This is a genomic window from Brevibacterium antiquum, assembly GCF_016107655.1.
Classification (GTDB): domain Bacteria; phylum Actinomycetota; class Actinomycetes; order Actinomycetales; family Brevibacteriaceae; genus Brevibacterium; species Brevibacterium antiquum.
Window position 1 is genome coordinate 184,338 of sequence record NZ_JABASX010000002.1, and the last position, 14,109, is coordinate 198,446.

Here is a 14,109-nt window from a genome sequence, read left to right on the forward strand (position 1 = left end):
CCGGCGCGTGTCGCTTCAGCGAATGGCCCGCCGGTTCGCCGCGGCGAGGAACCCGGTGAGGAAGAACAGCACCCGATGATCGAGCAGATTGTAGACGGCACCGAACATCAGCTGAACGGGTCTCAGTCCGCGGATGGCCACCCGTGTTGCCGCACTCCGATATGTCTTGGCCGCTGCCAACTTCTCCCGCAGGGGGAGAGGACACTGCCGGTGGTGGAGGTCCCTGGTCGAGGACACCGCATTCTTGGCTCGGATATATCCGGCCGCTGCGATCAGCTCGGGCGAGCTCAGGTCCGAGGCGAACTGCTGCAGATCGTCGTTGACGAGCATCAGCTCATCGTGTTTTCCGGGGACGAACCTTTTGGTCACCGAGGCTGAATTGTCTCGCCGGTAGTAGTAGCCCAGCAGGGGAAGGTGGCTCCCTGTCGAAGCTGCACGGGCGAAGGAGAGATTGAACAGCAGATCTTCGCCGAGGTGGATCCCGACGGGGAATCGCGCCCCCGACCGAGCCACAGCCGCACGACGATAGGCCTTGTTCCACACTGTATTGAACGATTCGTCGATGATCTTCGGGACCAGATAGGACGAGTTGAGAACCCGCTTCGGCCTCCTCAGGCGAGTTTCACCGGCGATGCACCTGTGCCGCGCGAGGAGCGCGGCGTCGTGGGCATCGGCGATGTCGGCGGAGTTGCTGCTGGTCTCGAAGGTGACCACGTCGAGGGCTGAGTCCGAGCAGTCGGCTATCGCCTTGAGCAGACAAGGGCTGAGGAGCTGGTCGTCGGCGTCGACGAACATGATCCATTCGCCTCGTGCCTTCGCCAGCGCTGCATTGCGAGCCGCCGAGGCCCCGGCATGATCGGTCTGAAGACGAATGATCCGCGGGTCCCGGGAGCTGAAGTCCTCAAGGATCTCCGGTGTGTCGTCGGTGGATCCGTCGTCGACGACGATGAGCTCCAGATGGTCGTGGCACTGTGTGAGTACCGACCACAGGCAGTCCTGCAGGTACCTCTCGCCGTTGTGGACGGGGATGATGACGGAGATCAGAGCATCATTCGACATGAGGTTCTCTCCGCCTGTTCGACGTCGACGACACGGTGTTGATGAAGCTGGGTAGGAACTGCCGGATCGCATCGGCGGCATGTGAGTAGTCGAGGAGTTCTCGGTCGAAGTCCAGTGGTCGGCGCAGTCGCCCCGAATCCCAGTCAGCGGCGATCCGGGTGGCCAGCTGCGCTGCATCGCCGTCGACGCTCAGCTGAGCCAGAGGAATGTCACGCACACCCTTGACGTCGAAGGCATAGCTGCCTCGGCCGATCGCCAGGCTCTCCAACATGACGCGGGGCAGACCTTCCCACTGTGCGGTGTGGACCAGAGCATGGCTGTCCGCGAGCGCAGCGGCCGCATCACCCGGACCATCCGCGGAGACGAATTCCGACAATCCTCTCTCGGAGATCTCGGCACGGATCTGCGCGCGAAAGATTCCCTCGCCGAGCATCTCGAGATGGAAGTCGAGTCCTCGCCGTTGCAGTTGGGCCGCTGTGTCCAGAGCCAGATGCGGACGTTTGCGAGGGGAGAACTCCCCGATCCAGCACAGTCGGAGAGGCCCGTCCGGCAGGTCTCTGACAGGGTATCGAGCCAGGTCGAGACCGACCCCGGCCGACAGATGCAGCCGACGACGGCTCTCAAGACGGTCGGCAAACCATGCCCGGTCGTCCGAATTGAGCGAGATGACGCCTGCGGTGCGCGACAGGAGCAAGCGCTCGATGACTGGCCACACCCGGTCTCCGACCGAACGGAGCTCGTTCCAGTGCAGGCCGTGACAGAAATAGACGACAGGTGCTCTCGTCCCTGCAAGTCTCACCAGCGCCGAGGCGGTTGCCGAGTTCGTGACGATGACATCGAGATCTTCGCCCTCCGACCACTGCCGCAGGCCGGACAGCGCTCGAACCATACCCGGGTCGGGACGACGGGAGAGCCCGGGGATCAGAGTCGCCTGGCCCGAGATCATCGAGGACCCGGCGGCGAAGCTGACGGTCTGCCCATATGATCGCCATGATTGTGCGATCTCGATGAAGAAGGAGTCCAACATCCCACCGGTGCTGGCCAATAAGCCGATTCTCACGCTGCTTCACCGTCCCTGATCTCTGCTCTCGCTGACGCTCTCAGAATAGGAGAACGCGGGACGTGAAACCCTCGGGATCATCGCGGTCTACGGTCATCCGCAGACTCCGTGCGGTCAGCCGTCGAGGGCGGAATCTCGGGGCAGCCGAGTGTCTGAGGGGTGATGTGAGAGGGTTTGATCCACGAGTTCCAGGTCATAGCGGGTGACTGAGTATCGGGAGCCAGTGATGACCTGATCATGACAGAGTAGTGACACGCGGCTGTCCGGAGGTAACCCCCTATTGGCTGGGCGATGAGTGGGCAATCCTGGGCCTCGTGAAAACAATGAATGATCTCCCAGCCCACTTGCCATCCGCCGGAGACGGTCCTCGTCGCCGGCCCTACTCCAGTGCTCTCGGTCTGGCTTGTCTCGACGGGGCAGCACTGATCGTTTCGTGGTTCCTCGTCGTCTCCCTGTTCGGGCGGGTCTGGGGCGGCGAGTTTCTGCTCCTGCTGCCGACACTCGTCGTCGGGCAGCTCGGTTTGGGCTACCTGCTCTCGCTGTATCGGAATCGGTATCAGCTCGGCTCCGACCGCGAACTGCGCAATCAGGGCGTGGTCGCTGCCGTCCTCTTCACCGGCACCGCCGTGATGGGAGCAGTGCCGGAATACCGGGAGGACATCCCCTGGCTGCTTCTGGCTCTGCTCTTCGCCCAAGCCCTCATGGTCTTCGTCAGGCAGCTCGTCCGGGTCCTCCAACAGCTGCGACTCGTGCCCGTGGCCGGCGAGCCGGTCATCATCGTCGGTGCCGGTGACCTCGGTGCTTCCCTGGTCTCCCAGATGATGGCAGATCCGCTCAGCCCTTACCGTCCCGTGGCCATCATCGACGATGACCCGAGCAAGGCCCGGCAGCTCATCCACGGTGTTCCCGTCCGCGGCACCACTTCTTCCGTCGCCGAGGTGGTTGCCGCTTCGCATGCCGCCGGAGTCATCGTCGGCATCGCCGATGCACCGGCGCAGGTGTTCGCTTCACTGGTCCAGCGCCTGGAACCGGAGACGACTTGGGTGCGGGCCGTGCCCTCTCCCTTGGACATGCTCTCATCGGACATCGGGCTCTCCGATATCCGTGACCTCGACGTCACAGACCTCATCGGCAGACCTGCCATCGAACCCGAGAGCGATCAGATCTCTCGTCTCGTCGAGGGCCGTACCGTCCTTGTCACCGGTGCCGGCGGCTCTATCGGTTCTGAGCTGTGCCGGATCATCTCGCGACATGACCCGAGCCGACTGATCATGCTCGATCGCGACGAGTCTGAGCTGCACGCGCTGTGCATGAGCCTCGAAGGCCGAGCGCTGATGGATTCTCCTGATCTCGTCCTCGCCGATATCCGTGACCCGCAGGCCTTGGATCACGCCTTCGCCAAGCACAAGCCCGACATCGTCATCCATGCGGCTGCGCTCAAGCATCTTCCGATGCTCGAAAGCTATCCCGCTGAAGGGTGGAAGACCAATGTGCACGGCTCGTTGAACGTTCTGCGTGCGGCCCGGAAACACGGTGTCGGCCGATTCGTCAACATATCCACGGACAAGGCAGCGAACCCCAGCAGCGAGTTGGGACGGTCGAAGTTCGTCGCAGAACGCTTCACCGCCCACTATGCGGCCGCAACGGGCCTTCCCTATGTGTCGGTGCGTTTCGGAAATGTCCTCGGCTCACGGGGGTCGGTGCTCATCTCCTTCGCCGATCAGATCCGTCGCGGCGGACCACTGACCGTGACACATCCGGACGTCACACGGTTCTTCATGACCATTCCCGAAGCCTGCCTTCTGGTGCTGCGGGCGGCAGCGCTGGGCGGCAGCGGCCAGACTCAGGTACTCGATATGGGCAAACCCGTCCGCATCGTCGATCTGGCGAAACGAGTGATGGCACTGACGGGGCGGTCCTGTCCCATCGTCTACACCGGCCTGCGCGCGGGGGAGAAGCTGCATGAAGAGCTGTTCTCTCCCGACGAAATCGACCGCACTTCGGCCAATGGGGTGTCGTGGACGGTAGAAGTCGCACCATTGGATCCGGCGGAGGTTCCCACTCCAGGGGCCACTCTCGAGAACATCCGGGACTGCTATGTGGAGGTCGTGGACGGCGCGGATGGCGCACTGACAGCCGCCGAGGCTCTCACCGAGATGCCTGCCGCCGATGATCTGGCCGAAATGCCTGCCGCCGACCTCGCCGAGGTCAGCCAGACAGCGGGCAAGCTCGACCTCGCCGGGACGAGCTGGTCATGATGGCGATGCGTATTCCCCTGTGCCTTCCATCAGTGGGGGCGAAGGAAGAAAGAGCGGTAGTCGCCGCGCTGCGATCCGGCTGGGTGGCTCCGGCCGGGCCTCAGCTCGATGAGTTCGAATCGCGTTTGGCCACTGCCACGGGCCGCACCCATGCAGTGGCAGTGAGTTCTGGAACCGCGGCGCTGCATCTGGCTCTGCTGGCGCAGGGGATCGGTCGCGGAGACCGCGTTGCGGTGTCGACGCTCACCTTTGCCGCGACGGTCAATGCCCTCCACTACGTGGGCGCCGAACCGGTGTTCATCGACTGCGACGAAGCAGGTCTGATGGAGGTCGAAGCGCTCGAGGCCGCCTGTGTCGACTCCCTCGCCACAAGGCATCCGATCCGTGCGGTGATGCCCGTCGATCTCTATGGGCGCCCTGCGGACTACCCGCGAATCGGGCAGATCGCGGCAGCCTATGGGGCCGTCGTCATCTCCGATGCCGCGGAGTCAGTGGGTGCCAGTCTCGGTGGGGCTCCGGCCGGATCGTTCGGTGAGGTTGCCGCACTGTCATTCAACGGCAATAAGATCATCACCACCTCCTCGGGCGGTGCAGTCCTCTGCTCTGATCCTGAAACTGCGGAACGGGTCCGCTACCTCTCGACCCAGGCGCGGCAGCCGGTGGTGCACTACGAACACACCGAGGTGGGGTACAACTACCGATTGTCCAACCTTCTCGCAGCACTCGGTCTGGCCCAGCTCGAGAGGCTCGAGGAGATCGTGGCGATCAAACGCTCCCACTACCGGGCTTATGACGAGGCCCTGAGTGGAGTCAGAGGGATGCGAGTCCTCGACGCCGCCGACGGCAACTGCTGGATGAGCGTGCTCATCGTCGGGACCGAATCCGGCACCGATGCCGGGTCGCTGAGCGAATCTCTGCTGCGCCGCGGAATCGAGACTCGCCCCGTGTTCAAGCCGATGCATCTGCAGCCCGTCCACAAAGGCTGCGATCAGCGTTACATCACCGGGCGCGCAGAGGGGTTGTTCCGGACGGGGCTTGCGCTGCCGTCCAGTACGGATCTTCCTCCGGAGGACCGGAGCCAAGTGGTTGCGGAGATCGCAGCCCTCATCGATGAGGCGGTCGGAGTATGAAGAAGCAGAGGATCATCATCGTGGTGGGCCTCACGGTCGTCGCCCTTCTCCTCTTCGGCGCGGGTGCCGGCGTGTACACGGGGTACTTGGGGCTGTCATGGGACGCGGGGACTGCGAAGTCGGACGACCCTGCTCTGGCGAAACAGCTGAAATCATCGAAGCAGCAGGACAGGAGCGCTGGGCCGGAGGCGACCGACATTCTCTTCCTCGGCACCAACGCTCCGGAATCTGCCCCGGACTCCACAGCCCCCACAGACTCCACAGCCTCCACTGGATTCCCAACGGACATGATCATGGTCGTCCATATCCCCGCCGACCGCAGTGGGGTCCAGCTCGTCTCCATCCCGAACGAAACCTGGGTGCCGGTACCCGGACACGGGCAGGGCACGATCGATTCCTCTGCTGAAATCGGGGGTCTGCCGCTGGCCGTGCAGACGGTATCCGAGTTCCTTGCCATCACCATCGACCATGTTGCGGTCATCGATCTCGCTGGTCTCAGCGATCTGACCGACCTCGTCGGTGGGGTGGAGGTCGATTCGTCGACGGCATTCGAATCAGGCGACCATGAGTTCAGGGTCGGTTCCAACACGCTTGACGGCGCAGCTGCGCTCGCCTTCATATCCGAGCGCACAGCATTCCCGAACGGAGACCTGCAGCGAATTCACAATCAACAGGAATTCATCCGTGCAGTCGGTACTCAGCTGTTGTCTGCGGACTATGAGTTCAACCCGCTGAAGATGTCTGAACTGGTCCGAGTGCTCAGCCCGTTCCTCACCGTGGACTCCGGACTCAACGCCAGCACGCTGGTCAAACTGGTATCCCAGCTCGAGGAGATCAGCGAGGACGATTTCGACTTCGTCACCGCTCCGGCAGAGGTCCCGCTCGTCCCTGACGACGATGGAGCGCGACTGACCGCCGATCACGGCGGTCTCGAGAAGCTGAAACAGGCGATCGCCGATGACACCGTCTCCGACTATGGCTTCGAAGCGGAAGACACCCGCCGATGATCGACCAGGCTGCGAAGAAGCTCACAGCTGCCCAGCTGCAGGAAAAATTCAATCTCGATGAAGACGCGGCGCGGATCATCCACACTGCCAGCGGAGGCTGGGAGTCATTTGCCGGTGTCGCCGTGTCGGCAGTTCAGACTACCGGGCGGAGTCTGGACGAGCTGCTGGGGTCGGCCGGGCTGGCGGACTTCGTCGTCTCGCAGACAGATGATTTCTCGTTTCCGCTCTCGACGTCTGACCAGCATGCGCTCGAGGTGCTCTCGCTTCTCGACGGATTCGACGAAGGCGTCGCCCGGGTCGCATTCGAAGTGTCGGCCGAGGCCTGGATGGATCCTGCCTGGGCTGATGTTCCGACCGTGCTGCTGCGCCTGCAGATGTCCGGCGCAGTGACGGCCGGATCGGAGGAGACTCATTGGTTCGTACCCCTGTTGATCGCAGCTTGGGCCCGGAAGAGTCTGATCGAGGAGGGGTTGGAAGGTGTCTCTGCGACAGTCGAGAGGTCACTGGCGGAAGCGTTCACCGCGCAGCTCGAATTGGCCAGCTCTCCCGACTCACTGCTGGTGGACAACGCCGTCGTGCTGGCGCGGAGGGTGCGCGCTTGGGATCTGCTCGACCGCATCTTCCTCGCCTGCGGATATCCGCTCTTCTATCGCCACCAGCGATCCAGCGTGGCGGCATTCGCCCAACTGCCCGCGACGGCGCTGCGTGCCGTCCCGGAGTTGAGAGAGGTCACCACGGTGGCCACCATGCTGCAGGAGTCGTTGCTCGACGCCGGTCCCGGGGCTCCCTCGAGCCAGTTGATTCGCGAGCACGTCGCTCGGCTGACAGCACCGGGAGCGCTGCTCAGTGACCTGGAGGCAGAGGGCAATTCGGTCGGTCAGTTCGCTGAGCGAGTGCTGCTCGGTGATGCAGGGGCACCATCGCATTTCCACGCAGTGATGGGTGAGATGGCCCGCCTCGGCGCTGCCGGAGCGCATCATGCCGCGGCAGAGGCGGGCGCAGGGTGGGTCGCCAGCGGAGCGGCGCGACGTCCGCGCCGAATCGTTCGCCTCTATGCATCGATCCACAGCGTGCTCGCCTGTGCGCCGGGACGTGCACTGGCTCTGCTGAGGTCGATCGAGGACGAGGTGAAGGAGGACAGCGTAGTCGGGGACTTCCTCTCTCCCGCTGTCACGGCCTGGACGGCTCTGGCCTCTTACCTCGCCGGTGACCACGAACGTGCCGACACGGAGCTCGTCGAATTCGCTCGTCTCGACGCTCCACCGTACGTGCAGGAGCAGACCTTCCGGCCCGCCGCTCTCATCGTTGAGGCCTATCGCAGCCTCGATAAGCTGGATCTGGCTGCGGCGGAGGAAACGGTGCGCCGGATGCGCGACTACGCGGAGATGGGCGACCTGTGGTTTCACGTGCCGATCATCGAAAGGGCGCTCTCGCAGGTGGTGGCGCGCTCACGGTCGACTCTGCTGCGGTCAGAGGAGTCCATCGACATGCACGCTCATGGAGTCTGCGCGACGGGTGGAGCAGCCGAGATGCTCATGGCCTCGCGCATCGGTATGCTCATCAGCCTCGGTCAGCTGCATCGGGCCGAAATGCTGTTGGAGAAGCTGCCCGGCATCTTGGGGGTCAGCCAGGTGCTGTTTGCACGAAGCGAGTTGGTGGCTGGGCGCAATGAAGCCGCGATCCGCATTGCGGAGGCACAGTACTACGAGAACCACGTCGACACCCGCAACCGAGCCGAACTGACGGGGATCAAAGCTGCGGCGCTGCTGCGCATCGGAGATCGGGAGGCGGCGCATCTGTCGTTTGTGGAGCTGTTGGAGCTCTCCGCTCTGGTGGGCACGGTGATGCCGATCGTGCAGGTGCCTTTGGACGTGAGGCAGGAGCTGATGCGCATGAGCGTCGAGGAGCCGATCTGGCAGAAGATCACGGAGGTTCTCGTCCCGTTGGCCCATTCAGCGAGCCGTCGCTCCTTCGACAGCGAGTCCCTCGCCGTCTGCATGGACAAGCTGAACAGCCTCGGCGAGGCTGTGGTCGGGCTGGTCGACTTCCCGATGCTCGGACGCAGAGAGATGACTCTGCTCGAAAAGCTCGACCGGGGGTCCAGCGTCGCCGAGATCGCCCACGATCTGCTGCTGGTGCAGGGGACGGTGAAGAACAACCTCTCCTCGCTCTACCGGAAGCTCGGAGTCAGCGGACGGGAAGCGGCAGTCACGCGCGCTCGGGTGCTGGGCTACCTCGGCGACTGAGGCGTCTAGTCACTGGAGAGGCCGCGGGCTCAGGAGGTGAGCAGGCGCTGTCTGATCGAGCGTTTGCTGATGGCTTCGGTGACGAGGCGCTCGGCTACTGCGTCCGCGAGTTGGATGATCCGGGCCACGCTCTCGATATGCCAATACGCCGAGCCGCCGCCATGGTGCCCGGCGATCAGCGGTCCGAGGACGAAGATGCCCGGCGCCGCTTGGAACTTCTCATTCAGGGCGAGTCCGGTCCTCGACGCTGAGGCCCGGACGGTTCCCGAGCCGAGCATCTGCCGCAGCAGCGGGGAGCGGGTGTCCGTCACCCGTTCGAAGCCCGTCCCATTGACGATCACAGCGTAGCCATGGTCAGGGGCGTCCGAAGCCTCGTCGTGTGAGGTGCCTTTGCCTGAAGTCGGCGTCGCACCCGGAAGCTGATCCACGGTGGCGAACAGCATGTCCTCGCGAACATGCGCTTCGCGGAACCGTCCGGGAATGCAGGTGATGGTGCCGTCCGCGATGCCGTCGGTGAGGAAATCGAGGGAGTCGCCGCCTGCGCGGCGCAGCAGATCGGAGATGGCGACTCCGTGGTCGGTGGCCATCGAGTACAGCTCGAAATCGTCCATATATCGCAGGGATGAGCTAACCGCAGGGATGAGAGCCGCGATTGTCGAGTTGACGTTACCGTGGGTCAGCGCCGCTGCGAGTTCTGCGCGCACTGCCTCATACAGGTCTCGAGCGCGCAGAGGAGCGCCAGCCTCGGCGGTCTCGAACAGTCGGTCGAGGGTCGGCGTCGAAGCCTGCTCGCCTGGTCGGTCATGGTGCCAATAGTGAGGACGCCCCCGCGAGGAGAGGATGTAGAGTCGGGTGCCGGTGTCCTGCCTGAGCCGGTGTGATGCGAGCAGGAACTCAAGAGCATCGGCGTTCCCGCCGATCAGCAGAATCGTCCGCTTCTCGACAGGCAGGGACTCAAGCCGAACAGTGATCCTCTCGATCACGTGCTCGATCTCGGGAGTGTGGATATCGGTGACCAGCCCCAGGTCGAGAAGGTCGTCGACGGCATCACTTGGGACATCGGACACGGCGAGGCTTCGCACAGGGGGCGAGCCGATGGCCAGCAGCACGGAATGGGCGTGGACCTCGAACCGAACCTCTCCGTCGCTGCTGCGCTCGCGCAGAGTGGCACCACCACGGCCCTCGCGTACCACCTCATTGACATCGGCGTGAAGGAAGTCGACCTCGACGAGTCCCCGGGCTGCTTCGACGGCGTGCTCAACCAGCTCCGACAGATGCTGGCCGTAGAGCCTTCGCGGAAGATAGAGGTCCTCCCATCGCCCGTCGCGCACTTCATCCTCATGGCGAAGGATCCAGTCACGTTCCATGGCCTCGGCCAGAGGCGAGTCGGGGGTTCGACTGTCGCTCGCCCAGTCGAGCATCTCCTCTCGTCTCTCCTCCAGCCAGCTGATGAATTCGCTGCGTTCACGATCGGGCAGGAAACTCTCCAATGCTGAGATCAGCAGAGAGGACCGACCGGAGCGGTGACCGTAGGGGATGCCGGAGTGAAACTGGTGATCACGATCGATCACCGCGATGCGGATCACGTCATCGACCGATGACTCCCGGTCGGTGAGACGGGCGAGGATGCGAAGCAGCCCATGAGTGCCGGATGCTCCTGAGCCGAGGACGGCAATGTCCAGGCCATGTGTTGAAGAGTTTCTCGTCATTGGGAATGCTTTCGTCGAAGCGGCACACGATGGTCTCAGGATAGATCGTCCCGAGGTCATCTGGAGGTGACGAATTGGTCTCGCTTCGGCCCGTCTCTGGTCTTCGGCCCGGTCCTCATGCCGTCATGAGGTTCCTGCGCCGGAACCCGAAAGCACCGAGCGCGACGAGAACCGCGGTTGCCGCGGTCAGGGTCACGACCGCCTCGGCGGCCAGATCCTGGGCCGGGTACTGTCCGATGTGGACGAAGACGGAGGTGTTGAGGACGGCCTCGTCGAGGCGCATCATCTGCCCGAACAGGGCCAATCCCGCGCTGTAGACGAAGGCGAGCCAGACCAGTCCCTGCAGCCTCGGCGCGAAACCGTAGAGCGCGAGGGCCAAGCCGAAGAGGGCCCAGATCGAGGGAGTCTGTGCGAGGTGACCGAGGGCTGCCGGTCCCAACAACGACCAGTCACCGGTCGATGCGGCCGCGCCCAGCCCTTCGCCGGCACCCGCCAGAACCATGAGCCAGAGCGAGCCGAACAGCGTTACCAGCGTCCAGGACAGGACCCACCGGCCACGCCCCACGGCCGTGGCGAGAACCGGTTCCGTGCGGAACCCCGATTCCTCGGCCCGCAGACCCGAAGCGGCGATGATCGCATAGGCGGAGACGATCATGGCGAAGTAGAGGGCCATGTAGCCGATGTAGCCGTCGACGATCCCGCGCGAACCACCCATGAGGTCGAGGATCTCCTGCGGCATTCCCGCCGCCCCCTCTTGCATGGCTCCGGTGAAGGAGCCGAAGATGACCGCCATGGCGAAGACTCCGATGGACCACCAGAGCAGACTCGACCGCTGCAGGCGCAGCGCCAGCCCGATGCTCGTCGACAGTCCAGACGAAGCGTGAGCCCGACCGAGGCGATCGGCGAAGATACCGGCCGACAGATCACGGCGGGACTGCAGGAACAGGCTCACGGGAACGAGGACGACCACGGCTGCCAGAGACAGCAGCAGAGGAGCCCACCTGTCGAGGGTGTACGGAGCCGTCTGCTGTGACCAGCCCAAGGGCGAGAGCCAGGACAGCCACTTGAGATCGCCGCCGGCCACAGCCGACATGTCTCCGAGTCCGCGGACGACGAAGCTCGCGGCCAGCACCGCCCCGGCGATCCCCGAGGCTGCGCGGGCGAATGAGGTCAGCTGCACGGTGACTGCAGAGATCGCAGCGAACACGCACCCGGCTGCGGCGATGCCGGCACCGAAGAGGAGCGCGGAGGAGAACGGCTCGGGCTTCGCCTCGGAGAAGAAGAACGTCAGGGACATGAGAGCCCCTGCCAGGAGGTTCATGATCAGGGTGAGAGCGAGTGCTGCAAGGAGCTGCGTGTGGCGGCCGGTGACATTCGCGCGGATCAGCTCCGCCCGACCTGTCTGCTCCTCGGCACGAGTATGTCGAGTCATCGTCGTGATCGACATCAGCGCGGCACCGAGCATGAGGAAGACACCGTACATGCCCACGATGAAGCGAGGGATCGTGATGTCATCCAATCCATAGCCCGGGCCGGTGATCAGGCCCATGACGGGATTCTTCGCGAATACCACCATCGATGCGAGAGTGTCGCCATCCATGACCACGGCGATCGCATTCGCGAAGTAGGCGGTGAGGGCGGCGAGGCTGAGGATCCAGAGGGGCGCTCGCCACCGGTCCCGTCTGATCATGAGGCGCAGCAGAGTCCGCAGTCCTGTCACCTGTGAACCGGCACGGTCCTCGCCGTGTCGTCCGTGACGGGTGCGGTGGGGCGGCTTGCCTGTGTGAGCGGTGGCGCCATCGGGGCTCGTCAGCAGAGTCATGGTTCCTCCCTTGCGAGGATTCCGTCAGCGGATTCGCTGCTTTCGGTGGAATCGCCGTAGTGGCGTAGGAGCAGCTGCTCGAGGGTCGGGGGAGTGGCGGTCAGCGATCGGATGTCGTGCTCGCCGAGGGTGCGCATGATGGCAGGGAGTTCGGCGGTGTCGGCGCTGAAGTGCAGCTGCGTGCCCTCCCGGACCAGATCGTGGACTCCGAGCATGGTGACCAGCTGCGGAATGTCCGTCTCCACCTGCACGGTGACAGTTGTCCGCGACAGGTGGCGCAGATCTGCCAGGGCACCGGATTCGACGATTCGTCCTGACCTGATGATCGATACCCGATCGGCCAGCGCCTCCACCTGAGCCAGGATGTGGCTCGAGAGCAGAACCGTGCGGCCCTCCTCCTTGGCCTCTCTGATGCACTGTTGGAATACGGCCTCCATGAGTGGGTCGAGGCCGGCCGTCGGTTCATCGAGGAGCAGGATGTCGACATGGGAGGCCAGCGCGGAGATCAGTGCGACCTTCTGCCTGTTTCCCTTCGAGTACGTCCGGCCCTTCTTGCGTGGGTCGAGGTCGAAGCGCTCGATGAGTTCGTTGCGTCTGCTGATGTCGACCCCGCCGCGCAGGCGGGCGAACAGGTCGATCGCCTCACCGCCGGTCAGGCTCGGCCAGAGTTCGACGTCGCCGGGGACATAGGCGAGTCTGCGGTGCAGCGACACCGCCTTCGCCCAGGGATCCTCTCCGAGGAGCCTGATGCGCCCCGAATCATGTTTGAGGATTCCGAGCAGAATCCGGATGGTCGTGGACTTTCCGGCGCCGTTCGGGCCGAGGAAGCCATGGACCTCGCCGCGGGCGACGTCAAGTGACAGTCCGTCGAGTGCGCGTACGCGTCCGTAGCTCTTGACGACGTCCTGCATGGAGATGGCCGCACGTTCGTGGTCGGCCGCCGCCGAGGCGGGGCGCGGGGTGCGTGTCGTCGTGGTCATGATTGATCGCCTCCAGAGGGATCGGTGGGGTCGGAATCTATGTCGGCACGATCAGGTCGGGCAGCGTCGGGCACGGGTCCGGTGTCTGCACGATCGGGCTGCGACGGATCGGGCTGTCCCTCGGGCGTCGCTGAGAGGACGCCGTTGAGGTAGAGGTCGAGCAGGTGAGGCGCGAGGCGTGTCATCGTCTCAGCCGTACTGTTCGTGCCCAGGGACGTCTGCAGCCGCTGGGCGAGTATTGACGGGGAGAGCGCGAGGGTCGCGATCGTCGCCGCCTGGCCGCGCGGGTCGTCGCTCTGGCGGAAGGCGTACCCTGCGAAGCCGTGGGAGATGTAGTCCTCAACCAGGTCGACATAGTGCTCGAAGTAGCGCTGGCCGTGTTCGCTGGGATCGAGCAGGGACTTCATGAGGTAGTCGATCTTCGTGCTCATGTCCGGATCGTTGAAGATCATCTGCATGGCGTGGACCGCGTACTCGGCGTTCTGAGCCTTCGACTCGGCGATCGCGGCGAAGACATGATCGTCACAAGCCGTGCGCAGACCTTCCTTCGACCCGAAGTGGTGGATGACGAGCCCAGGAGAGACCCCAGCCGCCGAGGCGATGCTGCGGATCGTCGATTTCGTGAACCCGTGCTCGGAGAACTCTCGGACCGCGGCCGTGAGGATCTTCTCCGCAGTCTCCGGCGAGGAGTTGGGGGAACGAGTGGGCTTCGCCCCTGCCGTGCCCTGGTTCTTCGTAGTTCCCGGCTTCTGCGGAGTCGAGTCATCATGTTTTGAACGCATGTTTAATATTAAACGCATGTTCAATGCTGGAGTCAATGGGTAGCGGATGAATTCAT

General features: G+C 64.0%; 10 protein-coding genes. 4 read left to right on the top strand and 6 right to left on the bottom strand.

The window, feature by feature from the left end:
• Positions 1-15: 15 nt before the first annotated feature.
• Positions 16-1,059 carry a glycosyltransferase family 2 protein gene (locus JFC13_RS04140; RefSeq protein WP_198395846.1) on the bottom strand — a complete coding sequence of 348 codons (1,044 nt, stop codon included), beginning with the start codon at positions 1,057-1,059 and terminating at the stop codon, positions 16-18.
• Positions 1,049-2,119 carry a glycosyltransferase gene (locus tag JFC13_RS04145; protein WP_198395847.1) on the bottom strand — a complete coding sequence of 357 codons (1,071 nt, stop codon included), beginning with the start codon at positions 2,117-2,119 and terminating at the stop codon, positions 1,049-1,051. The genes JFC13_RS04140 and JFC13_RS04145 overlap by 11 nt, the downstream gene beginning before the upstream one ends.
• A 323-nt stretch (positions 2,120-2,442) precedes the next feature.
• On the opposite strand from JFC13_RS04145, the gene JFC13_RS04150 reads away from it, so the two are divergent.
• From JFC13_RS04150 to JFC13_RS04165, 4 genes are read left to right on the top strand one after another with little or no spacing between them, the layout of a single operon-like run.
• Positions 2,443-4,377: an SDR family NAD(P)-dependent oxidoreductase gene (locus tag JFC13_RS04150; protein ID WP_198395848.1), complete on the top strand. Its 1,935-nt coding sequence runs from the start codon at positions 2,443-2,445 to the stop codon at positions 4,375-4,377.
• Positions 4,374-5,507, top strand: coding sequence for an aminotransferase class I/II-fold pyridoxal phosphate-dependent enzyme (locus JFC13_RS04155; RefSeq protein ID WP_232488179.1), 1,134 nt, complete (start codon positions 4,374-4,376; stop codon positions 5,505-5,507). Before JFC13_RS04150 ends, JFC13_RS04155 begins: the two co-directional genes overlap by 4 nt.
• Positions 5,504-6,514, top strand: a complete 1,011-nt coding sequence (locus tag JFC13_RS04160; RefSeq protein WP_198395849.1) for an LCP family protein — start codon at positions 5,504-5,506, stop codon at positions 6,512-6,514. The genes JFC13_RS04155 and JFC13_RS04160 overlap by 4 nt, the downstream gene beginning before the upstream one ends.
• On the top strand, positions 6,511-8,760 hold the full coding sequence (locus JFC13_RS04165) for a LuxR C-terminal-related transcriptional regulator (protein WP_198395850.1): 2,250 nt from the start codon (positions 6,511-6,513) through the stop codon (positions 8,758-8,760). The genes JFC13_RS04160 and JFC13_RS04165 overlap by 4 nt, the downstream gene beginning before the upstream one ends.
• Positions 8,761-8,789: 29 nt before the next feature.
• On the opposite strand, the gene JFC13_RS04170 is transcribed toward JFC13_RS04165, so the two are convergent.
• From JFC13_RS04170 to JFC13_RS04185, 4 genes are all read right to left on the bottom strand, one after another.
• Entirely contained in the window at positions 8,790-10,469 is a 1,680-nt protein-coding gene (locus tag JFC13_RS04170; protein ID WP_198395851.1) for an FAD/NAD(P)-binding protein, read from the bottom strand.
• A 115-nt stretch (positions 10,470-10,584) separates the two neighbouring features.
• On the bottom strand, positions 10,585-12,291 hold the full coding sequence (locus JFC13_RS04175) for an ABC transporter permease (protein ID WP_198395852.1): 1,707 nt from the start codon (positions 12,289-12,291) through the stop codon (positions 10,585-10,587).
• Positions 12,288-13,271, bottom strand: coding sequence for an ABC transporter ATP-binding protein (locus JFC13_RS04180; RefSeq protein WP_198395853.1), 984 nt, complete (start codon positions 13,269-13,271; stop codon positions 12,288-12,290). Before JFC13_RS04180 ends, JFC13_RS04175 begins: the two co-directional genes overlap by 4 nt.
• Positions 13,268-14,053, bottom strand: a complete 786-nt coding sequence (locus JFC13_RS04185) for a TetR/AcrR family transcriptional regulator (protein ID WP_198395854.1) — start codon at positions 14,051-14,053, stop codon at positions 13,268-13,270. The genes JFC13_RS04180 and JFC13_RS04185 overlap by 4 nt, the downstream gene beginning before the upstream one ends.
• Between the last annotated feature and the right edge of the window lie 56 nt (positions 14,054-14,109).

Coding starts and splice junctions, on each gene's coding strand:
- JFC13_RS04175 (WP_198395852.1), bottom strand. CDS start 12,291: ATGACTCTGCTGACGAGCCCCGATGGCGCCACCGCTCACACAGGCAAG.
- JFC13_RS04185 (WP_198395854.1), bottom strand. CDS start 14,053: ATGCGTTCAAAACATGATGACTCGACTCCGCAGAAGCCGGGAACTACG.
- JFC13_RS04180 (WP_198395853.1), bottom strand. CDS start 13,271: ATGACCACGACGACACGCACCCCGCGCCCCGCCTCGGCGGCGGCCGAC.
- JFC13_RS04140 (WP_198395846.1), bottom strand. CDS start 1,059: ATGTCGAATGATGCTCTGATCTCCGTCATCATCCCCGTCCACAACGGC.
- JFC13_RS04160 (WP_198395849.1), top strand. CDS start 5,504: ATGAAGAAGCAGAGGATCATCATCGTGGTGGGCCTCACGGTCGTCGCC.
- JFC13_RS04155 (WP_232488179.1), top strand. CDS start 4,374: ATGATGGCGATGCGTATTCCCCTGTGCCTTCCATCAGTGGGGGCGAAG.
- JFC13_RS04170 (WP_198395851.1), bottom strand. CDS start 10,469: ATGACGAGAAACTCTTCAACACATGGCCTGGACATTGCCGTCCTCGGC.
- JFC13_RS04150 (WP_198395848.1), top strand. CDS start 2,443: ATGAATGATCTCCCAGCCCACTTGCCATCCGCCGGAGACGGTCCTCGT.
- JFC13_RS04165 (WP_198395850.1), top strand. CDS start 6,511: ATGATCGACCAGGCTGCGAAGAAGCTCACAGCTGCCCAGCTGCAGGAA.